Source organism: Paenibacillus sp. FSL P2-0136 (assembly GCF_037975325.1).
In the GTDB taxonomy this organism is placed as follows: domain Bacteria; phylum Bacillota; class Bacilli; order Paenibacillales; family Paenibacillaceae; genus Paenibacillus_AQ; species Paenibacillus_AQ silagei.
Window position 1 is genome coordinate 6,146,639 of the sequence record NZ_CP150244.1, and the last position, 25,380, is coordinate 6,172,018.

Consider the following 25,380-nt stretch of genomic DNA (forward strand, 5'->3'; position numbering starts at 1 on the left):
ATATGATTCTTTTATATGAAATTACTTGGCAGGGGCAGCAGGAATTGAACCCACACCAACGGTTTTGGAGACCGTTGTTCTACCTTTAAACTATGCCCCTAAAAAATGGTGGAGGCTGATGGATTCGAACCACCGAACACGTACGTGAGCAGATTTACAGTCTGATGCGTTTGGCCACTTCGCTAAGCCTCCACGGTATGGTGCCGGCGAGAGGACTTGAACCCCCAACCTACTGATTACAAGTCAGTTGCTCTACCAATTGAGCTACACCGGCATATTAAGTTGTGTATGGTGGCGCGGGAGGGAATCGAACCCCCGACACAAGGATTTTCAGTCCTTTGCTCTACCGACTGAGCTACCGAGCCATAAAAGTAATTTTGTAAAGATGGCGGAACCGACGGGATTCGAACCCGCGATCTCCTGCGTGACAGGCAGGCATGTTAGGCCAACTACACCACGGTTCCAAATTGGTTGCGGGGGCAGGATTTGAACCTGCGGCCTTCGGGTTATGAGCCCGACGAGCTACCGGGCTGCTCCACCCCGCGTCATTGAACAAAATCTATTCGGTTAAGATAGATGGTGGAGGCTGAGGGGTTCGAACCCCCGACCCTCTGCTTGTAAGGCAGATGCTCTCCCAGCTGAGCTAAGCCTCCATGTATCAGTTCCAAAAAAATGGTGACTCGTATGGGATTCGAACCCATGTTACCTCCGTGAAAGGGAGGTGTCTTAACCCCTTGACCAACGAGCCATGCTGTGTAAAAAGTATTGCTACGGAGAGAGAGGGATACTCTTCACTTCGTTACGAGATTGCGAAGCAGTGCTAACGATGCCTATGCTCCAACGAACCACTGAGGGTTCTCATCCCTATCAAAGAAGTATTGCTACGGAGAGAGAGGGATTCGAACCCTCGAGACGCTTGTGGCGCCTACACGATTTCCAATCGTGCTCCTTCGGCCAAACTCGGACACCTCTCCATATGGCTCCCCGAACAGGACTCGAACCTGTGACAACTCGATTAACAGTCGAGTGCTCTACCAACTGAGCTATCAGGGAATATACATATCAGGCTTGATCGCCTGAAAACTGAATCCGAAACGAATCTGCGTGTTAGAAATTTGGATAAGCCCTCGACCGATTAGTATTGGTCAGCTCCATGCATTGCTGCACTTCCACCTCCAACCTATCTACCTCGTCGTCTTCAAGGGGTCTTACTAATTGGGAAATCTCATCTTGAGGGGGGCTTCACGCTTAGATGCTTTCAGCGCTTATCCCGTCCGTACGTAGCTACTCAGCCATGCTCCTGGCGGAACAACTGATGCACCAGCGGTACGTCCATCCCGGTCCTCTCGTACTAAGGACAGCTCCTCTCAAATTTCCTGCGCCCACGACAGATAGGGACCGAACTGTCTCACGACGTTCTGAACCCAGCTCGCGTACCGCTTTAATGGGCGAACAGCCCAACCCTTGGGACCTACTTCAGCCCCAGGATGCGATGAGCCGACATCGAGGTGCCAAACCTCCCCGTCGATGTGGACTCTTGGGGGAGATAAGCCTGTTATCCCCAGGGTAGCTTTTATCCGTTGAGCGATGGCCCTTCCATGCGGTACCACCGGATCACTAAGTCCGACTTTCGTCCCTGCTCGACTTGTAGGTCTCGCAGTCAAGCTCCCTTATGCCTTTGCACTCTGCGAATGATTTCCAACCATTCTGAGGGAACCTTTGAACGCCTCCGTTACTCTTTAGGAGGCGACCGCCCCAGTCAAACTGCCCGCCTGACACGGTCCCCGTACCCGATGAGGGCACTAGGTTAGAACCTAGATACGATCAGGGTGGTATCCCAACGGCGCCTCCGCAGAAGCTTGCGCTCCTGCCTCCACGGCTCCCACCTATCCTGTACAGATCGTACCCAAATTCAATATCAAGCTGCAGTAAAGCTCCATGGGGTCTTTCCGTCTTGTCGCGGGTAACCTGCATCTTCACAGGTATTAAAATTTCACCGGATCTCTCGTTGAGACAGCGCCCAAGTCGTTACGCCATTCGTGCGGGTCAGAATTTACCTGACAAGGAATTTCGCTACCTTAGGACCGTTATAGTTACGGCCGCCGTTTACTGGGGCTTCGGTTCACAGCTTCGGATTGCTCCTAACCGCTCCCCTTAACCTTCCAGCACCGGGCAGGCGTCAGCCCGTATACTTCGCCTTACGGCTTCGCACAGACCTGTGTTTTTGCTAAACAGTCGCTTGGGCCTTTTCACTGCGGCCCCCTCGGGCTATTCACCCTACCGAGGCACCCCTTCTCCCGAAGTTACGGGGTCATTTTGCCGAGTTCCTTAACGAGAGTTCTTCCGCGCGCCTTAGAATTCTCTTCTCGCCTACCTGTGTCGGTTTGCGGTACGGGCACCTTCTCCTGGCTAGAGGCTTTTCTTGGCAGTGTGAGATCATGACCTTCGCTACTATAATTTTCGCTCCCCATCACAGCCCAGCCTTACGATGTGCGGATTTGCCTGCACACCAGCCTCACTGCTTAGACGGACATCCATCAGTCCGCGTCACTACCCTCCTGCGTCACCCCATCGCTCATAGCGGATTACGGTGGTACAGTAATTTCAAACTGTTGTCCTTCGACTACGCCTGTCGGCCTCGCCTTAGGTCCCGACTTACCCTGAGCGGACGAGCCTTCCTCAGGAAACCTTGGGCTTTCGGCGGATCAGATTCTCACTGATCTTTTCGTTACTCATACCGGCATTCTCACTTGTATGCTGTCCAGCGCTCCTTACGGTACACCTTCAACCCACATACAACGCTCCCCTACCCCAGATGCAAAGCATCTAGCCATAGCTTCGGTGGTGTGTTTAGCCCCGTTACATTTTCGGCGCAGAGTCACTCGACCAGTGAGCTATTACGCACTCTTTCAATGGTGGCTGCTTCTAAGCCAACATCCTGGTTGTCTGTGCAACTCCACATCCTTTCCCACTTAACACACACTTGGGGACCTTAGCTGATGGTCTGGGCTGTTTCCCTTTTGACAATGGATCTTAGCACTCACTGTCTGACTCCCGGCAAGAAGTAAATGGCATTCGGAGTTTGACTGAGCTTGGTAACCCTTGCGGGCCCCGCACCCAATCAGTGCTCTACCTCCACCACTCCATTCACCGAGGCTAGCCCTAAAGCTATTTCGGGGAGAACCAGCTATCTCCGAGTTCGATTGGAATTTCTCCGCTACCCCCACCTCATCCCCGCATTTTTCAACATGCGTGGGTTCGGGCCTCCAGTGCGTGTTACCGCACCTTCACCCTGGACAGGGGTAGATCACACGGTTTCGGGTCTACGTCCACATACTCAGTCGCCCTATTCAGACTCGCTTTCGCTGCGGCTCCGGCTTCTCACCTTAACCTTGCATGTTAAACGTAACTCGCCGGTTCATTCTACAAAAGGCACGCCATCACCCATTAATAGGGCTCTGACTTTTTGTAAGCACACGGTTTCAGGTTCTATTTCACTCCCCTTCCGGGGTGCTTTTCACCTTTCCCTCACGGTACTGTTTCACTATCGGTCGCCAGGTAGTATTTAGCCTTAGCAGATGGTCCTGCTGGATTCATACGGGGTTTCACGTGCCCCGCACTACTCGGGATCCGTCTCGGAGGGAACACAGTTTAGGCTACAGGGCTTTTACCTCTATCGCGGGCCTTTCCAGACCTCTTCGCCTACCCTATTCCTTTGTAACTCCATGTGAGACGTCCCACAACCCCAAGAGGCAAGCCTCTTGGTTTAGGCTGTTCCGCGTTCGCTCGCCGCTACTGACGGAATCACTATTGTTTTCTCTTCCTCAGGGTACTTAGATGTTTCAGTTCCCCTGGTCTGCCTCTGCATTTCCTATGTATTCAGAAATGAGTAACTGCGAATTACCACAGCTGGGTTTCCCCATTCGGACACCCCCGGATCAAAGCTTGCTTACAGCTCCCCGAGGCAGTTTCGTTGTTCGCCACGTCCTTCGTCGGCTCCTGGCGCCTAGGCATCCTCCGTGTGCTCTTAGTAGCTTAACCAACGCGTTCTCCCTAAGGAAAATCACGGTAGCAACTAATAACTATTTCCACTTGCTTACACAAGTTTCAGCTAAAAGATGTTCTAAAACGCAAATTCGTTTCGGTATCCAGTTTTCAAGGATCAAGTTGCTGTTATTATGAAACAATCACGACTGTGATGTTCGGAATAACAGACAGTGTTACTTGAGAGTTTGAGCTCTCAAAACTGACCAACGAGTGAGTAACTAGCCGACCGGCTAGATTTAAGATTTGAATGTTTCCGTTGCAGGAAACGATTCTCCATAGAAAGGAGGTGATCCAGCCGCACCTTCCGATACGGCTACCTTGTTACGACTTCACCCCAATCATCTACCCCACCTTCGGCGGCTGGCTCCCTTGCGGGTTACCCCACCGACTTCGGGTGTTGTAAACTCTCGTGGTGTGACGGGCGGTGTGTACAAGACCCGGGAACGTATTCACCGCGGCATGCTGATCCGCGATTACTAGCAATTCCGACTTCATGCAGGCGAGTTGCAGCCTGCAATCCGAACTGAGACCGGCTTTGCTGGGATTGGCTCCACCTCGCGGCTTCGCTTCCCGTTGTACCGGCCATTGTAGTACGTGTGTAGCCCAGGTCATAAGGGGCATGATGATTTGACGTCATCCCCACCTTCCTCCGGTTTGTCACCGGCAGTCACTCTAGAGTGCCCAGCTTCACCTGCTGGCAACTAAAGTCAAGGGTTGCGCTCGTTGCGGGACTTAACCCAACATCTCACGACACGAGCTGACGACAACCATGCACCACCTGTCTCAACTTTCCCCGAAGGGCACCTGATGCATCTCTGCTTCGTTAGTTGGATGTCAAGACCTGGTAAGGTTCTTCGCGTTGCTTCGAATTAAACCACATACTCCACTGCTTGTGCGGGTCCCCGTCAATTCCTTTGAGTTTCAGTCTTGCGACCGTACTCCCCAGGCGGAGTGCTTACTGTGTTAACTTCGGCACCAAGGGTATCGAAACCCCTAACACCTAGCACTCATCGTTTACGGCGTGGACTACCAGGGTATCTAATCCTGTTTGCTCCCCACGCTTTCGCGCCTCAGCGTCAGTTACAGCCCAGAAAGTCGCCTTCGCCACTGGTGTTCCTCCACATATCTACGCATTTCACCGCTACACGTGGAATTCCACTTTCCTCTTCTGTACTCAAGTCACCCAGTTTCCAGTGCGACCTCAGGTTGAGCCCAAGGTTTAAACACCAGACTTAAATAACCGCCTGCGCGCGCTTTACGCCCAATAATTCCGGACAACGCTTGCCCCCTACGTATTACCGCGGCTGCTGGCACGTAGTTAGCCGGGGCTTTCTTCTCAGGTACCGTCACTCCGGTAGCAGTTACTCTACCGGACGTTCTTCCCTGGCAACAGAGCTTTACGATCCGAAAACCTTCATCACTCACGCGGCATTGCTCCGTCAGGCTTGCGCCCATTGCGGAAGATTCCCTACTGCTGCCTCCCGTAGGAGTCTGGGCCGTGTCTCAGTCCCAGTGTGGCCGTTCACCCTCTCAGGTCGGCTACGCATCGTCGCCTTGGTGGGCCGTTACCCCACCAACTAGCTAATGCGCCGCAGGCCCATCCCCAAGCAGCAGATTGCTCCGCCTTTCATTCTTCTCTCAGGAGAAAAAAGAAATTATCCGGTATTAGCTACCGTTTCCGGTAGTTATCCCAGGCTTGAGGGCAGGTTGCCTACGTGTTACTCACCCGTCCGCCGCTAAGTCTGAAAGGAAGCAAGCTTCCTCTCAAACTCCGCTCGACTTGCATGTATTAGGCATGCCGCCAGCGTTCGTCCTGAGCCAGGATCAAACTCTCCAAATTGGTATTTAGAAAGAGCGATTGCTCATTTTGAAACATCTGACGAGAATTTACATTCTCATTTTTGGATCTCACCGAAGTGATCTCCGATACTCACTCGTTGTTCAGTTTTCAAAGATCAAGTTCATCTTTCGTCGCCGTTTTTTGTCTCAGCAGCGACCTTTATAATATATCACAGCGCCCTCGTTTTAGTCAATCTTTTTTTTAATTTCTTTTTTCGGCTGATTTACGACTGCATTGCTGCGCATCGTTATGTCAGAGGGACGAGTTATAATTTATCATAAGAACTGCACACTAGTCAACCCTAAATATTCAATTCCCTCTCAGCTCTTCTGCAAACCTGGACAAATAAAAAAAGAGAGTACATTCACCCTCTCCATTCTCCCGCTAATGCTATCTATATAGAGCTGTTACCGCCAGTAGGCGATTTATTAACTTAAAGGGTATAACGAATGGCATGACCATCCCCGGCATCCACTGCCCACGAGGCGATCTCCCGAATTAATGAACGGGATACCAGCTTGCGGAGCACAAGCGGCAACTCTGCCTGGAGCGGGCTGAGCCCCGAATGCTGCAGAAGCTCCTTAATGCTCCACGCCTCCTTACGGCTGCCCAGGATATGAAGCAGCATGATACAGCAATCCTCCATTTTTGACATAAGGGCAAATTCACAGGCAAGCAGAATCAGTTCAATTCTCTGGTCCAGTGTCTCTGTGCTGATAGTCAACTCTTCATATAGCTTATGGACCGGGGAGTTCAGGCTTTTCACCTGTCCCCATACTGCCGGTTCCGGGAAATACCCCGCTTCACTCACTTCAATGCGCGCCCAATGATACAAGGCAATGAGTACGCAATTATAGGCATCCATGGTACAGCCTGCTTCAATATAACGCTTGGACTTAATATACATATGTAAAAAACGGGAGAATTCCATGAACAGCACCCGTTCTTTGAGCGGGCCCTCAAAATGGGTGAGCTGCTTACGCATCTCCGCCAAGATCCCCTTCGGGTCCCAGAGTACCTCTCCGGATATCAGGCTGCTAAGAAGCTCGTTGTTATCTCCGGCCATAACAGCACGTTCCAATGCAGATAGACCTACATGCACCGATTGTGTCCGCTTATCACCAGCAATGCTATGGGTTATGATGCGTTCCGTCTCCTGTTCCTCATGCAGCAGAAGGACCACCATATCAAAATCGTGCAGCAGCGCACTTTGAAACGTGGCGTCTCCTCTTTGCCGCCAAGCAACGGCTCCAAGAACATTCTCTTCAAAAGTCTCCCCGCTTAATAGGGTCAAATTGGACAGTTCCATGCTTCCCTCCATCAAATTTGGCGATTTTGCGTCCGTCAGTTATAATCTCTATACATAAGCTTATTCTACATATTCATGCCAGTTCCTCCTGAACAACCGAACTATATTTCAGTTAGGAGATCGTACTCATGAAATTTAAATCGGCCAAAATCAATGCTTTTCGCACCTGGGGACTGCTTCTGACCATGCTTGGCATGGGTCTCATGATCATGGGAACCGCAGGTATTGTATTCTGGGGCTCTGCCGGCAAAGTCGTTGCTGCTGTCGGTCTTGTCATTGGACTCGTCTCCATGATGGCCAGTCTGGCTATTTATTTCTGGGCGGGCATGCTCTCAACCAGTGCGGTTCAGGTGGAATGTCCGGAGTGCCATAAGCTGACCAAAATGCTGGGCAAAACCGACCGCTGCATGTTCTGCCATACCATCCTCACCATGGACCCTGCACAAGCTACCATTACTGCCGAAGAGCTTGAACTCCAGCAGCTTAAACATTGATCGTGTTCATGCAGCGTTAACTGCAATTATTAGTTATTAAACAGCATTCAGATTTTCTTGCAAAAAAGGTGGTGTCCTGTAGAGGACATCACCTTTTTTATATGATTATTTTATAATTCCCTTCAATGCTTCCCATGCCTCCGGACTGGCAAAGCTACGGTTCCAGGCTGCCACACCGCCCAGCTTCAAGGACTGGGCCAGCTCTACCCTGGCTGTGAGCGAGGTGGTGTCCTCGATCCAGATTTTGCGGAGAACATCCTCTTCCTTATACTCCACGTAGTTCTGTCCGGCTTCCTTATCGAATACGGGTGTCAGCTTCTTCTCAGCGATGATCTCCTTGACTGCATTCATGCTGACGGCCTTGGAGCTTACCTTGGTCTTCCCCTTCTCGGTGGCTTCCGTCCAGATCCGCGTATAGAGTGGCACTCCCAGAATTAACTTCTCTGCTGGCACCTTATCCTCCTCGATAATCCGGTTCATAGAGGTCTTAACCCACGGTAAAGAGGCTACTGATCCTGCAACCGGACTGGCTGCCCAGTGCTCGTCGTAGGCCATTACAATCAGGAAGTCGGACACGGCGGCAAGCGCCGGACGGTCGAGAAACAGGGACCACATCTCGCTCTTGGACTTCGGCGTAACATCAATAGAAACAATCAGATTACGGCTCTGGGCCATCGGCTTCAGTTCCCGCATGAACTGCGTTACGTTCGGTCCATCCTTGGTGTACACATTCTCGAAGTCGATATTAATCCCGTCTAAATTGTACAGGTCTGCATACTTAAGCATCTGCACAATGGCATTCATCCGATTGTCATACGTGGATAAGGCTTCAGTGGTCAAATCGGGTTCAAAGCTGTTGCTCAGCAGCCCCCATACCTCCATCCCCTGATTATGCGCCCAATCTACATAAGAGCGGTCCGCCTGGCTGCGCACATTCCCCTTCACATCAATAATGCTGAACCAGGTGGGGCTAACCACATTAATTCCAGGCAAGGCTGCGAATTTGGCGGGATTCGGCTTGCGTTCGTACACAGCTTCCCAGAACATGTTAACCGGCTTATCCTTCCAGCTGCGCTGCGCACGTGTAGGTGTTTCGGGCTTTTTCTCTATAGTTCGGGTACCGTCTTCGGTAATATCATCCGCCTGGGCGTAGCCCGAATAACCATTATCAAGCTGAGCGTATACCCAGTCCTTGGTGTCCGTGTTCCAGATCCGTACGACATCCCCGGGGTTCATATCAGCAAAAATCGGTGCATGCACCGAGGGTTCACTGCGCAGGGCTTTCGTTTTCCCGCCTTCTTTACCCTTCACCTTGCCAAGCGGCACCGATTCACCTGCAGTCATTAGCAGCACTGCACCGGTATTCGTATCCTCTTCGATCTCGAAGCCGTACAGATTCTCCAGTGTGTCTGCCGGAAGATAGGTCACTTTATCTTTAACCTCGGGAGCAAGGCGAAGCTGCAGAGGTTCATTGTTCAGAGCTGCGGCCTTGGATTCCTCCTGCATGTACAACAGACTGCTGTCCGTTGAGAGGATGACTGATTTGCTCTCTTTTTCATAGCGGATAGAAGAATCTACATATTCCTGCAAAAAAGGCAGCGGTAACAGCAGTCCGTCCCCCGTACCCGATGCTGAATAGCCGGTAAGCTGTCCCTTCACAAAAATCGGCTTGTCCAGCCCCTTCCAGTCCGGGTCCAGATGCTGGCGGTTCGGCAGTACATAATAAACAACCCAAAAGGCTGCGGCGGCTATGATGACAAGTCCCAATAAGCGGCGAGTAAGACTTCCACGCTTCGTGACGCGTCTTTGTCTCTGTCTTCTGTCCAAAATAGGTCCTCCAAACCATTCGTTGAATTTTAAAAGCAGGCAACACTTCTGTTAAGTATACGCCATGCAGGCGAGCTTGGTTGCGCGAATCTCTTGGAAGGTTTGTATTTTTGTAACAGCTTGATTCTCTCTTCATATAAAAAAGCGTGCAGAATCCGCATTCGGACTCTACACGCTTATAGGTATCATTCCATTCAGTGCTGCTTCTCGCCGCAGCCTTTGCACACACCGTACAGCTCCATACGCAATCCATGAATCTTGAAGCCTGTGGCCCGTTCGGCCTGCTGCTCTACCTCATGAAGAGTGGAATAGCTGAAATCCTCAATCTTGCCGCATTCCTGGCAGATAACATGATAGTGATCAGATACATTGGCGTCGAAACGGCTGGAATTATCACCGTAGGTCAGCTCACGGACCATACCTGCTTCCATGAACATCTTAAGATTGTTATACACAGTTGCCACACTCATACTCGGAAACTGAGGCTCAAGTGCCCGGTAAATATCGTCTGCTGTAGGATGATTCATCGCTTCCATCAGATACGTTAGAATCGCATGACGCTGAGGCGTAATACGGACACCGGTTGTCTTGAGTTGCTCCAATGCATGCTGTACGCCACTACCCATCCATGCCACCGCCTTTAATTATACAACTTAATAATAATTCTAATGTAATTGTATGACTCTGCTTTCAACGTTGTCAATGAAGTCATTACATTATATTCATTATTATATAATAAAAATTCCTTATTTCAATATTTGCTCACATTTAAATTGCTGTTTCCGTCTACACGCAGCTTGAATTCACCGGTTCCAATCTGGCCGGAAAGCACTTTTTTGTCAATAACGAGCCCTGGCAGGTCTGTTACGATATCTCCATATCCGCTGGAGCCCTCCACCGTATAATTACCTGTTAGCGGCAGGAACAGTTCAATATCCCCCACTGCACTGTACACATCCCAGTCTCCCCCGAAATCCCCGGAGCGGATGCTGATCCGGCCGTTCAGGGATTCGGCATGCAGCTTGGATCTTGCTCCGGATACCTCCACATTGCCATTCTTCGTGGACAGATCCAGCACATCCCCGCTGTCATATGCCGTGATGTTGCCGACCGCCGTTGACAGCTTCAGGGCACCTCTAACGTCCCAAGCCCCCATATCGCCTCCGCTTGTCCCCAGCTCCACATTGCCCAGGACATCTCTGGTGCGCACCGCACCGTTTAAGGTTTTACCTTTTACATTGCCGTAAATGCGGTGCAGAATCAGCTCCCCGTTCCCGGTCTCCAGCGAGATGTCGGCAATGGCTTCCACATTCTGCAGGGTAATTCCGCCATTCATCGTACGGACGTTCAGGTCGAACCGCCGGTCTTCCGGCAGGGAGATATCCAGGTTGATCCGCGGCTGGCGTTTGCCGGATTCACCGTACGCCTTACTCTGGGGTGTGATCTTGATTGTCGTACCTTCCGTCACCTCGACAAAGGACTGGTCCGCTATGGCTTCCGCCTGCACCCCGTCCAGCTGGTCCACCCATACGGTTGCCGTAATCTCGATATCCTCCACAGCAGCCCGGTGAATGAGAATGTCTCCATTAATAGCGTCAATATTGACCTTGGAGGTGTTCAGTTCGACCGGAACCATCAGCGGAGCCTTCTGATACGAGCTTCCTTCCGCTTCCCCGTAATCAACTGCCGCCACGGTCAGGTTAAGACTCACCTTGTTCCATAGATGCAGATAGTGCTCCTGCTCGGTTACGATAAACACACATGCAGCCAGTATTACCGCAGAGAACAATCCCCGCAGATCCATCCGCGCTCTTCCGGCAGTACCGTTCTGCTTCAGCCGGCGGAAAAGAATATAGATCAGCAGATACTCTACTCCCCATAATACCGGAATGATAGGCCACCATTTGAGCAGCAGCATCATATAATCTGTTCCATCACGCCAGTCCAGGAGAAGCAGGATTCCGACAGCAGCCAGCGTTACTGAGGCCGTATATCTGCCGATCCGCCGCTTCTTCCGCTCCTTGTCCTGACGCGCTATGGAGTCCCTGGCCATCTCTCTGATTCCCATAAGCAGGCCAAGGCCTATCAGCACCACGGAGGCGGCAGCACCGGCAGAGGTCTCAATGAATCCCCGAAGCCAGGGCGGCTTTTGCTGGAAAAGAAAGAGCATCGCCCCGCCGATAAGCAGCAGGAGGCCAAAGGAAATCCCCGGCTCGCTGATCCTTACCCGGCGTCTTGAGGTTGTTGTACCGGACTGGATGGTCTCCAGCTCTTCAAGATCATGCTCAACAGGAAACCGCAGAATCAGGTCTGCGTTCTGAAGCGCGTCAAACACATTATAGAAGTATAACACCGGAATCAGCAGCCCCAGTAAAATCAGCAGCGGTACATTGATTTGCATCCCGATAGATGAGAAATACAGCAGTGCCACAATATCCAGCACAATAAGGAAAATGACAGAAACCCCTTTGCGGAGCAGCCCGAGATAGAGATGTCCCGTGCCGGGAAGCACTGCAGCAAGCAGGCCGGCTATAAATTTACGTTTACGCGGACGGCGTTTGGGACGGGGAGGGATGTAGGGATGGTTCAATTCTACGTCAGCTTCAGACAGCGGCAAGCCTGCCTCATTCTCTTCTTCCCGCACGGAAAGCTCCTCATGATTCTGATGGCCGGAACTCATTCTCGGTACTCCTCCTTTCTAAATTGGGATGTACTTGTCATTTCAGCCTGCCTGTCCGGTGGAATTCCAGCAGCTCTACTCCAGGAACCACCTCTTCGGACCCGACAGGAATGAACCCGTGCTTGGTATAGAGCGTCACTGCCGGAAGGTTCAGCTTCCCCGTAGATACGATAAACTGCTCCATCTCCGCGTAACGGGCAAAGATAAATTCTAACAGTCTTCCGGCCACGCCTTGGCGGAAATGATCCGGGCTGACCATCATCCGGGTAACGGTTAGCTTGCCGGGAGACTCCTGGGTGACTGCAACAGCGCCGAGCAGCTCCTCCGTCTCATCGAAGCAGCCGTAGAACTCCTCTGTAACCCGGCTGAGCATGTCCCTCGTCTCCAGCAGCGGCGGTATGTCACGAAACCCGATGATCTCCGCCTCCAGGCGGTATGCCTTATGCTGAAGGCTCCATAGCTCATCCAGCGTGATCTCATCCTGCAGATTCAGCTTCACTATTGTATCCATCCGTAAATTCCCCTTATATACTGCACAGGGGCCTGCCGTTGCCGACAAGCCCTGTGCCCAAGATTCTATAATCTATTACCCAATCTAGCTGTTCAGCACTTCTGCAAGCAGTGTGTTCACAAGACCCGGGTTAGCCTTCCCTTTGCTCGCCTTCATGACCTGTCCTACAAGGAAGCCGATCGCTTGTTTCTTGCCGGCCTTGTAGTCTTCGACAGATTGCGGATTAGCAGCGACCACTTCCTGTACGATTTTCTTGATCGCACCTTCATCACTGATCTGCACCAGACCCTTTTCTTCAACGATAACTGCCGGCAGCTTGCCGCTCTCCAGCATTTCTTTGAACACGGTCTTGGCAATTTTGCTGCTGATGGTTCCGCCTGCGATCAGGCCGATCATCTCGCCCAGCCCCTGCGGCGTAATCTTCACCTGGGATAACTCCAGATTATTGCTGTTCAAATACCCCAGCAGATCGCCCATCATCCAGTTGGCGACAGCCTTGGCATCCTGTGTGTAAGCCAGACTACCTTCAAAGAAGTCGGCGAGCGGCTTGGAGGAGGTGAGCACTCCGGCATCATAGGCAGTCAGACCAAACTCCTCACTGTACCGGGCCTGCCGGGCATCCGGCAGCTCAGGGATCGTGGAGCGGATCGCTTCCTTCCAGTCCTCGCCAATATGCAGCACAATCAGATCCGGGTCCGGGAAATAACGGTAATCATGGGCTTCCTCCTTGCCGCGCATGGACAAGGTCTTGCCTCCCGCTTCATCCCAGCGGCGGGTCTCCTGTACAACGATTCCCCCGTCATCCAGAATCTCCCCCTGACGGAACTGCTCATACTCCAGCCCGCGCAGAACCCCGCGGAAGGAGTTCATATTCTTCAGCTCCGCACGGATACCGAATTCTTCCTGCCCTTCCGGCCGCAGGCTGATATTGGCATCACAACGCATCGAGCCTTCTTCCATCTTCACATCTGACACATCGCAGTATTGCATAATGGCGCGGATCTTCTCCAGGTAAGCACGTGCTTCCTCCGGTGAACGCAGATCAGGCTCCGAGACAATCTCAATAAGCGGAGTGCCTACCCGGTTGAAGTCAACCAGTGAAGCAAATCCTCCATCCACGTGAGTCAGCTTGCCCGCATCTTCCTCCAGATGAAGACGGGTGATCCCGATCCGTTTGGTCTCTCCATTCACTTCAATATCAATCCAGCCGTTCAGGCCGATAGGCTGATCAAATTGCGAAATCTGGTAGGCCTTCGGGGAATCGGGGTAAAAATAGTTTTTGCGGTCAAACTTGCTGACATCGCCGATCGTACAGTTCAGAGCCATTGCCGCTTTCATGGCATACTCCACCGCCTGGCGGTTAAGCACCGGCAGTACACCGGGGTGGCCGAGACAGACCGGACAGGTATGGGTATTAGGCGGAGCGCCGAATTCTGTGGAGCAGCCGCAGAAGATTTTGGACTTGGTATGAAGCTCCACATGAACTTCAAGCCCGATGACCGTTTCATATTTAGACATAGATAATCTCATCCCTTAAAAGTTTTGTGGGCATATACTCAAACTATATAAGAAGCACTAAAGAAATAAACAAAAAGCAAAAGAAACGGAGGGGAAATTTGGAACTGTAGGAGCGGTAGCGACCGCCTTTGTCACCGGATTTCAACCGCGAACAGCGGTATTAATCAAGAAATCTGGGGACAACAGCGGCCGGAAGTCCAAATGTTCACCGCAGTGACGATGTAGCTTCAAGTTCAAAATCTTAAGTGCATCTTAATATAAAAGCTACATTTGCGGGCGGGCCTTGTGATGCTCTGTATGTTGTTCAAAGGCATGCGCAACGCGCAGTACCGTACTCTCATCAAACTCCTTGCCGATAATCTGCAAGCCGACAGGCAGACCTTCCGCGAACCCGCAAGGGATGCTGATGGCAGGAATACCGGCCAGACTGACAGGAATGGTAAGGATATCATTCAGGTACATGGTCAGCGGATCTTCGGTCTGCGAGCCCAGCTTGAAGGCTGTGGTTGGCGCAGTCGGGCCGATCACGACATCATATTTCTTGAACACTTCATCAAAATCCTGCTTAATCAAGGTGCGCACCTTCTGCGCCTTCAAATAATAAGCATCGTAATATCCGGAGCTTAGCGCATAGGTGCCGAGCATGATCCGGCGTTTGACTTCAGGGCCGAAGCCCTGGCTGCGGGAGTTATGGTACAGATCCAGTAATCCACCCCCATCATCCACACGCACTCCGTAACGGACACCGTCAAAACGGGCCAGGTTGGAGGAAGCCTCGGAAGAGGAAAGGAGATAATAAGCGGCTACAGCATATTCCGTATGCGGAAGGGAAACCTCTTCCCACACTGCGCCTAGGCCCTCCAGCACTTTGAGTGCTGCGAGCACCGATTCGCGGACCTGGGCGTCCACACCTTCACCCAGGTATTCCTTCGGTACGGCAATCCGCAGACCTGAGATGTCACCAGTCAGCGAACTCAGATAATCAGGTATGCTGACCTTGGCCGAGGTGGAATCCTGGGCATCATAACCGGCAATCGCCTGCAGTACATATGCAGAATCCTCAACGCTGCGGGTAATTGGACCAATCTGATCCAGGGAGGAGGCAAAAGCCACCAGCCCGTAACGGGAGACCAGGCCATAGGTAGGCTTAAGGCCGACTACCCCGCAATAGGAGGCTGGCTGGCGGATGGAGCCGCCTGTGTCTGAGCCGAGGGTGAAGAAGACTTCCCCGGCTGCAACCGCTGCTGCCGAACCGCCGCTCGAACCGCCTGGAACACGCTCCAAATCCCATGGATTGCGCACAACGCCGAAGCTTGAATTCTCATTGGACCCGCCCATGGCGAACTCGTCCATGTTCAGCTTACCTATAGTTACGGCATCAGCCTGACGCAGCTTGGAAACTACGGTAGCATCATAAATCGGCTGGAAGTTATTAAGGAACTGGCTGGCACAGGTGGTGCGCAGACCTTGGGTCACAATATTATCCTTGATTCCGGCGGGCAATCCGAATAACAGACCACGTGCAGCTCCGGTTGCCAGCTTGTCATCAAGCACACGTGCCTGATCGCGGGCCCCCTCTTCATTCAGTGTCAAAAAAGCATGAACCTTGCTGTCACGTTCCGCAATGACTGACAGGGATTCTTCAGTCAGTTCACGGACCGAGACCTCTTTACTGTGCAGCATGTTATGTACTTCAGATAGTCGATATTGAAACAGGCTCAACTTGCTTCCTCCTCTCAGGGTATGGTTATTCCAGAACAGCGGGAACCTTGAAGTGTCCCTCTTCATGTTCCGGTGCGTTAAGCAGCGCTTCCTCTTGGGTCAGGCTCTCCTTTACCACATCGTCACGCATCACATTGCTGACTTGCAGCACATGGGTGGTCGGTTCTACATTCTCAGTATCCAGCTCATTCAATTTCTCGGCATATTGTAAAATAGCATTCATTTGTTCGGTGAAGGTAGCCTCTTCTTCCGGGCTTAATTGCAGCCTAGCCAGCTTGGCCACATGCTGCACATCTTTGACGGTGATGCTCATAATGGATATCCCTCCTGTTTAAAGGGCTAAAGCGCCCGGATAACGTTTTTAATTATAGGGTAGACGGCCTTACAATTCAATGCGCTTGTCGATTGAGGGGGATATATACAGCAAAAGACCCGCACCTGCTGATTGTGGCAGCAAGCGGGTCTTGAGTGCTTAAGCTTAATCCGGCTAATGATTCATCCGGTAATACAGGTCATTCCAGCGCAGCTCATTTTCGAGTGAGGTAAAGGTACTGGAGGCGTCGATGACGAGACACTCGATTCCTGCCATGCGCGCCCAATCCCGGAGCTGTTCACTTGTGGTGTGGAAGGAAAAGGCGAAGTGATGTGCACCGCCGGCCAGAATCCATGCTTCCGAAGCCCCGGTCAAGGAGGGTTCCGGTTGCCAGAGCAGGCGTGCTACCGGCAGACGGGGCATGCTGTGTTCATTCCGCACGGCATTCACTTCATTGATGATCAGGCGGAACCGGTCGCCCATATCCACCAGTGTGGCATTGATTCCCCGGCCGCTTGCTCCGTTAAAAATCAGCCGCGCCGGAGCCTCCTTGCCGCCGACAAATAAGGGATGCACTTCAATCCTTGGTCTGTCCGCAGCCAGGGACGGGCAGATCTCCAGCATATGGGAACCCAGTACCATTTCATTGCCCTTTTGCAGATGATACGTATAATCCTCCATGAAAGAGGTCCCTTGATTACCAGCCATAATCTTCATCATCCGTACCAGCGCCGCCGTCTTCCAGTCGCCTTCACCGCCGAAGCCGTAGCCTGCCGCCATCAGCCGCTGAGCCGCCAGCCCCGGCAATTGCTTCAGTCCATGCAGGTCCTGGAAGCTGGTCACGAACGCTGTATATCCGCCCTCCTCCAAAAACTCGCTCAGCGCAATCTCCATCCGCGCCTGTTCACGGATGGCTTCCCGTTCAGCGCCATCGGCGCGACCCTGATCCGTAAAGTCGTATAATTCCGCGTATTCATCCATCAGTGCACGCAGTTTGGCATCACTAACACTCCGAACCCGTTCAGCCAGATCGCCGGCCGGATAGCCGTTGACCGTCCACCCCAGCTTGATTTGCGCCTCCACCTTATCGCCTTCCGTCACCGCAACATCACGCATATTGTCGCCGAATCTGGCGATCCTCATCGTCTGGCTCCCGGTATAGCCCGCCGCCGTCTTCATCCACCCTCCGATTCTTGCACGCACCTCTTCATCCTTCCAGTGGCCTGCAATAATCTTTCGGGCCATGCGCAGGCGGGCGCCGATGAACCCGAACTCACGGTCGCCGTGCGCCGCCTGGTTCAAGTTCATAAATTCCATATCAATACTGTCCCAGGGAATCTCGATATTGTATTGGGTATGCAGATGGAGCAGCGGCTTGCGCAGCTGGGTCAGCCCGGAGATCCACATTTTGGCCGGAGAGAAGGTGTGCATCCATGTGATCACCCCCGCGCAGGTCCCGCTGGAATTGGCTTCAAGACAAACTCGCAGAATCGCTTCCGGAGCCGTGACCGTTTCGCGGAATTGGATCGGATACGGAAGGCCCCCTTCGCGGTTTAGCTCCTCCACCATTTTCCTGGAGTTCTCCTCCACTTGCTCAAGTACTTCCTCTCCGTACAAACCTTGGCTCCCTGTTACAAACCAGAATACATAAGGCTTAGCCTGCAGCATATCAAATTCCTCCGTTTGTTCAGTTCGTTTTGAATTTCAATTCAATCTCATAATGAACGGCTGCTCCAGGCTCCAGCAGCTTCAAAGCATGCGCTCCGCGTTCTTCCGCTCTCCCCCGGGTCCAGCAATTGGACGGCTCGAGTCCCAGCACATGTTCGCCTGCTCCGGGCATTCTCCACTGCACCAGTCTGGGCAGCGTCCGCTGATCCCACCTCAGCTCTGCCGTCAGGCCGCCCGCAGAAGAGGATAAGCCGGGTACAGGAAAAGAAGGGCTGCAGATTTGTGCGCAGATGTACGTTTGCTGTTCCAATGGCTCATGGTAGTACACTTGTTCTTTCAAACGCTGATCCGGCGCCTGCCATTCATGTATCCGTGATATCTCCATATCATCATCACGCGGAGCACAGCTGCTCTCCGGCAAGATGATCCTGGTATCCTCCGCAAGCAGCGGAAAGCCAAAGTTGAAATGATACAGCATCAGATGCGGGGCCGGTGTAAAGCCTGCATTCTCCACGCAATCGTTAAGCTGCAAACTGTTCTCGCCAAGCCTGCTTGTAATCGTGCGGGTCAAACGTAGCTTATGTCCAAAGATGGACGTCTCCTCTACGACTCCCCGCAGGCGTATCTCATATTCATTACCTTGCCATTCCGCCTGATAGGAAGCCTGGCGTGCAGGCGTATGATGAATCTGTCCATGCAATCCATAAGCTCCGTAATCGTCCCGGCCGGCCGCACCTGCCTGCGACAATCCGCAAGTCATCAGCAACCCGCCGGAAGCTGTCTGCAACCAGTGATTCCCCTCTTCCCGGAAATAAGCAGGATGGGGATCACCGTTGGCGGCAGACCAGTTAACCGGAATGCCGCAAAATTCAGCCAAAGAGATATCCATTCCCTTGCCGGGATGCACCCAATAGGAGAGGCCGGAGCCGGTCCGCACACGGAACACTTCCTGACCGGCCTCCGGCCCCTCTCTCATTACAAAGGGCTGCACTCCCGCAAGCTGCTCTATCCGGCCAACTCTGGCCTCCAGCTCACGCCGGGTCCATTCTCTGCCATAAAGTCTTGCCATACCGCCATTCCTCCTGTAACGGGCAGGAAAGCCTCAGGCTTGTCCGGCACTCCCGAAAATTCTCATCGTTCTCACAATATCCTGCTGTACAGCTTCCATAGCCCATGCGGAAATGTCATGATAATAGCTTTTGCGCTGCTGCGCGCTGTTGGCCGCCAATTTCGCCTGGAGGGTATTGGCCACTTCATGCGCCATATTGGAATAATAGTTAAGCTTGCGGATGCCGCACTGTATGGAGGTGATATAGGCGGCTTCATCCAGTCCAGACCCTCCATGCATCACCAGCGGCAGGCCGGTAAGCTCCTTGATGAGCTTCAGACGCTCAAAATCCAGAACCGGTTCTGTCAGATAAACACCGTGCGCAGTCCCGTAAGCAACGGCGAGCGCATCAACATCGGTATGTGCAATAAAAGTTTGGGCTTCTTGGGGATTGGTGTAGACATCGTCCGGATCATATTCTTCTATTTCTTCCTCCGCTCCTCCGCCCTCCGGACGCAGAATCTTGCCAAGCTCGGCTTCTACGGAAACTCCGAGCGCCTTGGCGATTCTGCTGATTTCATTGGTCTGGCGGATATTCTCCTCCAGCGGCAGATGCGCGCCGTCGAACATCACCGACGAGAAGCCGAGCTGCATCGCCCGGATCAGAATTTCGTGATCCTGGCCGTGGTCCAGGTGTACGGCAACGGGAACCCGCGCTTGCCTCGCAGCCGCCAGTATAATGGGAGCGATCACCTCCAGCGGAACAAGCGGAATATGCACTTCCGCAAAGGACAGAATGACCGGTGAGCGCGCCTCCTCGGCCCCGGCAATGATTCCCCGGATCATCTCCAAATTAATCACATTGTACGCGCCGACGGCATAACGTTTGGCTTCGGCATCCTTCATTAATTCTTTCAGGGTCACTAATGGCATTCTTCAGCATCTCCTATGGATTTGACATAACGTTGTTCACCGCTTGATACAGCCGTTTATATTTGGCGTAATTCTTATCATAGTGCCTGCGGTTCTCCGGGCGGGGATAGAAGGTAGTGCCCACCTTCACCAAAATGCGGGCAGCTTCTGCATAGGAAGGGAATACTCCCAGCGCCACCCCGGCCAGAATAACCGCTCCGAGAATACCTGCCTCTTCGATATCAAGGGCGATGACGGCCCTGTTCATGATGTCCGCCTTGATTTGCAGCCACAGGGAGGACTTGGCACCGCCGCCGCAGGCTTTTAGTTCCCTGATACTCATACCTGCTTGCTCCAGGCAATCCAGATTGAGCCTCATCTCATAGGTGACGCCCTCCATCAAGGCTCTGTACAGCTCACCCTTTGTGGTATTAAAATTCAAGCCCGCAATAACTCCAGCCGCAGCCGGATTCATGTATGGTGTTCCTGAACCGGCAAAATGGGGCAGCACCAGAAGGTCCGTGGGACCTTCTCCGGCGTTCTCGCCCATAATCTCATAGACGCTTCGGCCGGACTCATCTGCCGCGCATTTTTCTTCGTAGCCGAACTGGTCCCTGAACCACTTGAGCAAGGAACCCCCGGTAAAATTAAAGGCATACGTGGTGTATTTCCCCTGGAGATAAGGGACCAGCGACAGCTTGCTGGCGGCAAGCGCCTGGTTATTGACCTGCATTTTACGGAAAACGGGCGTGATGCACTCTACGGTGCCGATGCCGTCTACAGCCGAGCCTTCTTCCGTGATTCCCGCGCCTATAGCTGCGCATACCTGATCATGTCCGCCGAGCACTAGCTGGAGATGGGCAGGCAAACCCAACGCCTCAGCCGCTGCGGGTGAAATCTGGCCAATTCGTGATCCAAGCTCCTGCGCCTCAGGAAATAGCCCGCGCTTAAGCTGTGCCGCCCGGATAATATCTTCATCCCACCCAAGCCGATGGACATCAAAGGCCATCGTTCGGGATGCCAGCGAAAAGTCGATCACCGGTCTTGCACCCAGCTTGAACAGAATAAATGATCCAAACGGCAGAAATGTATGAAGCCGCTCATAAATGTCCGGCTGCTCTTCCCGGTACCACATCAATTTGGAGAGAGTATACATCGGATGGGGGTGAAGGCCCGTTTTGCCAATGATGTTCTCCTCCCCGAGCTGCTCCACCAAAGCCTCCAGCTGCCTGCCTCCCCGCTTGTCGATATACAGCAGACTGTTCCCCAGCACGTTGCCTTCACTGTCGAGCAGGACGGCAGCCTCCCCAAAGGAAGAGACGGACAGGCCGGCAAGCATGGCAGGCGGTCTGTCATACTTGTTCATTGCGGAACTGATCACAGCTACCACCGCTTCCCACACCCGCTGCGGACTCAGCTCATAACAGCCGCTTTCCGGCGATTCCATGGGGTATTCCCTGTATGCCTGGGCCAGCACCTCACCCGTTGGAGCCATGATCAGACATTTCGTGCCTGTTGACCCGATATCTAAGCCTATAAGATCGACGGCCATGTCCCCGATTCAGCCCCTCTCCCCATCCGGGACGTATTTCACACCAGCTATACTATAGCGCTCAGAGATTATGTCTTGTTGCTCTATGCTCAGACCGCCTTCTTGGGTCACCTTAATTGTGGCAAAAGGCAGGCTCTCAGAAATCATGGAATAGCTTACTGCATCATCACATAAAAGCGAGCATTCCCCTGCTTCCGCACCGTACAGAACAGACTCTATATTAAAAACGGTGTCGTCCCGGACACATAGAACGGGCTCTGCCCAAGGAATTAGCGCGCCCTGTTTGATATACAGAGGAACTTCATCCTCAGCAACCTGGCGGGTGATCCATTGTCCGCCGTTCAACCACTCTCCGGTCAATCGTTCATACCAGCGGCCTCCGGGTAAGTAAATCTTACGCGTATCACCATTGCCGTAGACAACGGGAGCAACCATCAGATCGTCTCCCACCATAAACTGGTCGAAGCAATCCAGCACCTCGCGGTCCTCCGGATAATCCATCACCAAGGGACGGATGGGCGGTACCCCTTGCTGACGGTATTTGCCAAATGCAGCATACAGATAGGGAATCAGGCTCATCCTGAACTGCATCAGCTTTCTGCATTGCTGCGCGAGCTGCGGCCAGTCCTCAAGCCACTCACCGGCATGGTTACGGTCATGATCGAATTGTTTCCAGGGCGGCGATGGGATCATATAACAGTTAAGTACAGCCATTGGTGAGAAAATCACAGCACCGATCCGGCGCAGCAGCTCCTCCCTCGTAGCGGTCTGGCGAACCTCCGGCGACCAGAGGAGACCTGAGAAGGATGCGGTGGCCATTCCCCGTACAAAGTCTTCATGGTCGTACAGGTCGCTGTACAGTACATAGGGATAGGGCGCCGCAAGCGCGTGGGAAGCGCGCACCTGTCCATAGGTCCGGCGATCCGCTGCCTTGAACGGGGCGAGCATCGTTTGCTGATAGAGCTGGCCGAACAAGCTGTGCATCTGCTCCCCGTCCGCCCCTCCCGGAAAACGGGCGAAATCGGGAAAACCCCAGTTACCGATATAATCGCCGTTATCACATTCATCCAGCTTGAAGCCTGACAACCCCGCCTCAATGAAGGGCTGGTGGATGTCCGTGAAGGCTTCCCGGGCCTCAGCTTGCGTGAAATCCGGCACCAGGCCGTCCCACACATAGCTGTCTGCCGAATGGGGCTTCAGCTCCGGGAAGACAGGGCTCTCCGGATGCACATAAGCATGTTCCCAGAGATTGAGGCGGTAGCCCATTTCATTCAGATCCCGGATAAGCCCTTTTTCATCCGGGAATCTGCTTTTGTCCCACACATAGGTGCAAGAGTAGGCGTTCGTCTGCCAGCCCGGCTCCAGACCGAACATGTCACAAGGCATTTCATCTGCCCTGATTTGCCGGGCGAGCTGCAGGACATCCTCTTGATCCGCATGCCAGTCAGCGCGGTACATCATCCCGAGGCCCCACATGGGCGGCAACGCCCCACCCCCGCTGAACAGATTATAGCGGCTGACCGCGTCCTTCATATCCCCGCCGCAAAACACATAAATATCTACTCCTTGCGCCGCAGGGATATCTACCAGCATATTGCCGCTTCCCTTTTTCACTTCCCAGTGCCCCTTCTCGGTGCCTGCCGATTCGAAGCCTTCCAGATCCTGCTTGCTGCCAACTCTCTTGCACCCTCCGCTGAAAAAAGTCGCGTACCGTGCCGTATCCACCAGAATGGCATAACCGGCAGTACTTACATAAAAGGGAACCGGCGCATGGGAGTCTCCCAGATCCGCGGACGGGTCGGAATTCGTGCGCAGCTTCTTCTTGCTGCCGCTCTGTCTGAACGATTGAAGCTGTAAGCCCAAACCGTATACTTCCTCTTCCGGCTCCAAGGGAATCTCCAGCAATATGGAGCCTTGGCGCGGTTGAAATTGAATGTCCTCCCTTAGAAAGGGAAGCGGATGATCTTCATGCGCATTCAGCGCTTCGAGGCATGTGACGGGCTTCAATACTGATACCGGTGTAAATTCTTCGGGTGTTCCGAAGGTCAGCTTAAAGATTCCACTGGCAATTTTCTGCATAATCCATTTCTCCTACTCTACTGTAAATAGTTTTTGGAACTATCCCTTCACGCTTCCCAGGACGAGACCAGACACGAAATAACGCTGTAAAAAAGGGTAGACGCACAAGATGGGCAACGTGGCCAGAATGATCTGCGCGCTCTTGGTCGTGCGCGGTGAGATGCTGGCCAGGAGTGCGGCATCCTCAGACCTCACATTGCTGAAATCGAAGCTGACAATAATGGAGCGTAAATAGGTGGCGAGCGGATAGTTCTCGGTCTGGTTCATGAAGATCATTCCGTCAAACCAGCTATTCCAATGCCCTACCATAGCCAGCAGCAGGATGGTCGCAAAGGCAGGCAACGACAGCGGGAAATATAACCGCCACAGGATGGTCCAGTGTCCGGCTCCATCTATGCGGAAGGACTCATCCAGTTCCCGGGGCAGTCCTCTGAAGAAATTGATCATCAGAACGATGTTGAAGACCGCCAGGGCTGTCGGCAGAACCAGTACCATCATGGTATCCAGCATGTGGAGGGATTTCACCTGCATGTACAGGGGAACAATGCCTCCGCTGAAGAGGATGGTGAACATGAAAAACCATACATAAAACGTCCGCATGCTGAAATCCCTGTTCTCCCTGGAAAGGGGATAAGCCGAAATAAAGGTAACCAGCATCTGCAGGGCGCTGCCCACAAGCACACGGATCACAGCCACGCCCAAGGATCTTAGAAATTCCGGACGGGTAGCGATAAATTTATAAGCGTCCAGTGAAAAGTCCGACGGAAAAAACCGTACCTTCCCCATCGCCACCGCCGAGGCGGAGCTGAAGGAAATGGCTAACGTATTGACAATCGGCGCAATGCAGAGGATTCCCAAGAGAATGAGAAACACTTTGTTGAATACTGCGAACACGGTGCTGCCGTTCAAACGGTATTTCACCCTTGCTCCCCCTTTCAAAAAATGCGGTAATCGGCAAACTTATAAGCCATATAATAGGAAACTGAAATAAGTACTCCGGATACCAGCGATTTAAACAGTCCTACGGCTGTCGCTACGCTGTACTGCGCCTGATTGAACGCCAGCCGGTAGACCAGCGTATCCAGGATATCGCCGGAATCGACCACCAGCGGATTGAGCAGCATGAATACCTGTTCGAACCCGGCGTTCAGCACATTGCCCAGACTGAGAGTAGCCAGAAGAATGATTGTGGGACGAATGCCGGGCAGCGTAACATGCCAGATCTGCCGCCAGCGGCTGGCTCCGTCAATCATGGCTGCTTCATATAAATCCGGATTGATGGATGTTAGCGCAGCCATATAGATAATCGTATTGAAGCCAAAGTTCTTCCACACTTCAGTAGTGACCAGTACACCGGGGAACAGCCGGTTGCTGGACAGGAAGCCCACCGGCTCTCCGCCAAAGGCCTGGATGAGGCTGTTAATCACCCCCTCCAGACTGAGAACATCCAGAATGATGCCGCCGAGCACCACCCAGGACAGGAAATACGGCAGGTACATCGCCGTTTGCAGCACCCGTTTCATCCGCTGGCCGCGCATTTCGTTCAGCAGCAGTGCAACCACGATAGGCACGAGCAACGAAAAGACTATTTTTAAAATCGAGATATAGATCGTGTTATACATGACTTGCCCGAAGCGGGGCATGGAGATGATATATTTGAAATTGTCCATCCCGACCCATGGACCCGCAAGCCAGCCCTTGAACACGCTAAAGTTCTGAAAGGCCATGACAATCCCCATCATCGGGATATAGCAGAATAGAACAGCCAGTATAATTCCCGGTATCAAAAACAAATGGTACGGTAATTCATGTCTGAAGCGGCTCTTCAGGTGCGATGCTCTCACAATAGGCTACCCCTTT

The 25,380-nt window shown here is 52.7% G+C and carries 16 protein-coding genes, 10 tRNA genes and 2 rRNA genes; 1 reads left to right on the forward strand and 27 read right to left on the reverse strand.

Features of this window, described 5'->3' with window-relative positions:
* Positions 1 to 26: 26 nt before the first annotated feature.
* The 13 genes from NYE26_RS26090 to NYE26_RS26150 all read right to left on the reverse strand — a co-directional run bounded on the left by NYE26_RS26090 (position 27) and on the right by NYE26_RS26150 (position 7,196).
* Positions 27 to 100: transfer RNA gene (locus NYE26_RS26090), tRNA-Trp, on the reverse strand.
* Between the two features lie 6 nt (positions 101 to 106).
* Positions 107 to 192: transfer RNA gene (locus NYE26_RS26095), tRNA-Tyr, on the reverse strand.
* Between the two features lie 6 nt (positions 193 to 198).
* Positions 199 to 274 (reverse strand) — tRNA-Thr (locus NYE26_RS26100).
* Positions 275 to 289: 15 nt separating this feature from the next.
* Positions 290 to 365 (reverse strand) — tRNA-Phe (locus NYE26_RS26105).
* A gap of 21 nt (positions 366 to 386) precedes the next feature.
* Positions 387 to 464 (reverse strand) — tRNA-Asp (locus NYE26_RS26110).
* Positions 465 to 468: 4 nt separating this feature from the next.
* Positions 469 to 545, reverse strand: a tRNA-Met gene (locus tag NYE26_RS26115).
* A 32-nt stretch (positions 546 to 577) separates the two neighbouring features.
* Positions 578 to 653, reverse strand: a tRNA-Val gene (locus tag NYE26_RS26120).
* 20 nt (positions 654 to 673) lie between these two features.
* A tRNA-Glu gene (locus NYE26_RS26125) sits at positions 674 to 748 on the reverse strand.
* A gap of 136 nt (positions 749 to 884) precedes the next feature.
* A tRNA-Ser gene (locus NYE26_RS26130) sits at positions 885 to 974 on the reverse strand.
* Positions 975 to 977: 3 nt separating this feature from the next.
* Positions 978 to 1,053 (reverse strand) — tRNA-Asn (locus NYE26_RS26135).
* A gap of 62 nt (positions 1,054 to 1,115) precedes the next feature.
* Positions 1,116 to 4,041: ribosomal RNA gene (locus NYE26_RS26140) — 23S ribosomal RNA — on the reverse strand.
* Positions 4,042 to 4,326: 285 nt separating this feature from the next.
* Positions 4,327 to 5,887, reverse strand: a 16S ribosomal RNA gene (locus tag NYE26_RS26145).
* The 16S and 23S rRNA genes sit together here with 10 tRNA genes alongside, the layout of an rRNA operon.
* Before the next feature lie 433 nt (positions 5,888 to 6,320).
* Positions 6,321 to 7,196, reverse strand: coding sequence for a nucleotidyltransferase-like protein (locus NYE26_RS26150; protein ID WP_339251229.1), 876 nt, complete (start codon positions 7,194 to 7,196; stop codon positions 6,321 to 6,323).
* Between the two features lie 128 nt (positions 7,197 to 7,324).
* Here NYE26_RS26150 and NYE26_RS26155 point away from each other — a divergent pair, with 128 nt between their 5' ends.
* A complete protein-coding gene (locus NYE26_RS26155; protein ID WP_036726202.1) occupies positions 7,325 to 7,690 on the forward strand; it encodes a DUF2614 family zinc ribbon-containing protein in 366 nt (121 codons plus the stop codon).
* Positions 7,691 to 7,795: 105 nt separating this feature from the next.
* Here NYE26_RS26155 and NYE26_RS26160 read toward each other — a convergent pair whose 3' ends face one another.
* The 14 genes from NYE26_RS26160 to NYE26_RS26225 all read right to left on the reverse strand — a co-directional run bounded on the left by NYE26_RS26160 (position 7,796) and on the right by NYE26_RS26225 (position 25,364).
* Positions 7,796 to 9,517 carry a glycosyl hydrolase family 18 protein gene (locus NYE26_RS26160; RefSeq protein WP_339251232.1) on the reverse strand — a complete coding sequence of 574 codons (1,722 nt, stop codon included), beginning with the start codon at positions 9,515 to 9,517 and terminating at the stop codon, positions 7,796 to 7,798.
* 194 nt (positions 9,518 to 9,711) lie between these two features.
* A complete protein-coding gene (perR, locus tag NYE26_RS26165) occupies positions 9,712 to 10,143 on the reverse strand; it encodes a peroxide-responsive transcriptional repressor PerR (RefSeq protein ID WP_209880018.1) in 432 nt (143 codons plus the stop codon).
* 125 nt (positions 10,144 to 10,268) lie between these two features.
* The gene (locus NYE26_RS26170) at positions 10,269 to 12,197 is read right to left on the reverse strand and encodes a DUF4097 family beta strand repeat-containing protein (RefSeq protein WP_339251235.1); all 1,929 of its coding nucleotides are present in this window, start codon (positions 12,195 to 12,197) and stop codon (positions 10,269 to 10,271) included.
* Positions 12,198 to 12,234: 37 nt separating this feature from the next.
* A complete protein-coding gene (locus NYE26_RS26175) occupies positions 12,235 to 12,708 on the reverse strand; it encodes a GNAT family N-acetyltransferase (protein WP_036726204.1) in 474 nt (157 codons plus the stop codon).
* A gap of 84 nt (positions 12,709 to 12,792) precedes the next feature.
* Entirely contained in the window at positions 12,793 to 14,238 is a 1,446-nt protein-coding gene (gatB, locus tag NYE26_RS26180; RefSeq protein WP_339251238.1) for an Asp-tRNA(Asn)/Glu-tRNA(Gln) amidotransferase subunit GatB, read from the reverse strand.
* A 252-nt stretch (positions 14,239 to 14,490) separates the two neighbouring features.
* The gene (gene gatA, locus NYE26_RS26185) at positions 14,491 to 15,948 is read right to left on the reverse strand and encodes an Asp-tRNA(Asn)/Glu-tRNA(Gln) amidotransferase subunit GatA (RefSeq protein WP_339251240.1); all 1,458 of its coding nucleotides are present in this window, start codon (positions 15,946 to 15,948) and stop codon (positions 14,491 to 14,493) included.
* Between the two features lie 25 nt (positions 15,949 to 15,973).
* Positions 15,974 to 16,261, reverse strand: coding sequence for an Asp-tRNA(Asn)/Glu-tRNA(Gln) amidotransferase subunit GatC (gene gatC, locus NYE26_RS26190; RefSeq protein ID WP_076080520.1), 288 nt, complete (start codon positions 16,259 to 16,261; stop codon positions 15,974 to 15,976).
* A 174-nt stretch (positions 16,262 to 16,435) separates the two neighbouring features.
* Complete coding sequence (gene araA, locus NYE26_RS26195) at positions 16,436 to 17,929, reverse strand: L-arabinose isomerase (protein ID WP_339251243.1); 1,494 nt, start codon at positions 17,927 to 17,929, stop codon at positions 16,436 to 16,438.
* 19 nt (positions 17,930 to 17,948) lie between these two features.
* Entirely contained in the window at positions 17,949 to 18,998 is a 1,050-nt protein-coding gene (locus tag NYE26_RS26200) for a DUF4432 family protein (protein WP_339251245.1), read from the reverse strand.
* A gap of 33 nt (positions 18,999 to 19,031) precedes the next feature.
* Entirely contained in the window at positions 19,032 to 19,910 is an 879-nt protein-coding gene (locus tag NYE26_RS26205; RefSeq protein ID WP_339251247.1) for a class II fructose-bisphosphate aldolase, read from the reverse strand.
* A 13-nt stretch (positions 19,911 to 19,923) separates the two neighbouring features.
* Positions 19,924 to 21,441 carry an FGGY-family carbohydrate kinase gene (locus NYE26_RS26210; protein ID WP_339251249.1) on the reverse strand — a complete coding sequence of 506 codons (1,518 nt, stop codon included), beginning with the start codon at positions 21,439 to 21,441 and terminating at the stop codon, positions 19,924 to 19,926.
* Positions 21,442 to 21,450: 9 nt separating this feature from the next.
* A complete protein-coding gene (locus NYE26_RS26215) occupies positions 21,451 to 23,520 on the reverse strand; it encodes a TIM-barrel domain-containing protein (protein ID WP_339251250.1) in 2,070 nt (689 codons plus the stop codon).
* A gap of 39 nt (positions 23,521 to 23,559) precedes the next feature.
* Positions 23,560 to 24,441 carry a carbohydrate ABC transporter permease gene (locus NYE26_RS26220; protein ID WP_042139988.1) on the reverse strand — a complete coding sequence of 294 codons (882 nt, stop codon included), beginning with the start codon at positions 24,439 to 24,441 and terminating at the stop codon, positions 23,560 to 23,562.
* A 14-nt stretch (positions 24,442 to 24,455) separates the two neighbouring features.
* Positions 24,456 to 25,364, reverse strand: coding sequence for an ABC transporter permease subunit (locus tag NYE26_RS26225; protein ID WP_339251251.1), 909 nt, complete (start codon positions 25,362 to 25,364; stop codon positions 24,456 to 24,458).
* Positions 25,365 to 25,380 lie beyond the last annotated feature (16 nt).

Excerpts from the sequence above, each read along its gene's own strand:
- NYE26_RS26150 (WP_339251229.1), bottom strand. The coding sequence starts at position 7,196 with ATGGAACTGTCCAATTTGACCCTATTAAGCGGGGAGACTTTTGAAGAG.
- NYE26_RS26155 (WP_036726202.1), top strand. The coding sequence starts at position 7,325 with ATGAAATTTAAATCGGCCAAAATCAATGCTTTTCGCACCTGGGGACTG.
- perR (WP_209880018.1), bottom strand. The coding sequence starts at position 10,143 with ATGGGTAGTGGCGTACAGCATGCATTGGAGCAACTCAAGACAACCGGT.
- NYE26_RS26170 (WP_339251235.1), bottom strand. The coding sequence starts at position 12,197 with ATGAGTTCCGGCCATCAGAATCATGAGGAGCTTTCCGTGCGGGAAGAA.
- NYE26_RS26175 (WP_036726204.1), bottom strand. The coding sequence starts at position 12,708 with ATGGATACAATAGTGAAGCTGAATCTGCAGGATGAGATCACGCTGGAT.
- gatB (WP_339251238.1), bottom strand. The coding sequence starts at position 14,238 with ATGAGATTATCTATGTCTAAATATGAAACGGTCATCGGGCTTGAAGTT.
- gatC (WP_076080520.1), bottom strand. The coding sequence starts at position 16,261 with ATGAGCATCACCGTCAAAGATGTGCAGCATGTGGCCAAGCTGGCTAGG.
- araA (WP_339251243.1), bottom strand. The coding sequence starts at position 17,929 with ATGCTGCAGGCTAAGCCTTATGTATTCTGGTTTGTAACAGGGAGCCAA.
- NYE26_RS26200 (WP_339251245.1), bottom strand. The coding sequence starts at position 18,998 with ATGGCAAGACTTTATGGCAGAGAATGGACCCGGCGTGAGCTGGAGGCC.
- NYE26_RS26205 (WP_339251247.1), bottom strand. The coding sequence starts at position 19,910 with ATGCCATTAGTGACCCTGAAAGAATTAATGAAGGATGCCGAAGCCAAA.
- NYE26_RS26210 (WP_339251249.1), bottom strand. The coding sequence starts at position 21,441 with ATGGCCGTCGATCTTATAGGCTTAGATATCGGGTCAACAGGCACGAAA.
- NYE26_RS26215 (WP_339251250.1), bottom strand. The coding sequence starts at position 23,520 with ATGCAGAAAATTGCCAGTGGAATCTTTAAGCTGACCTTCGGAACACCC.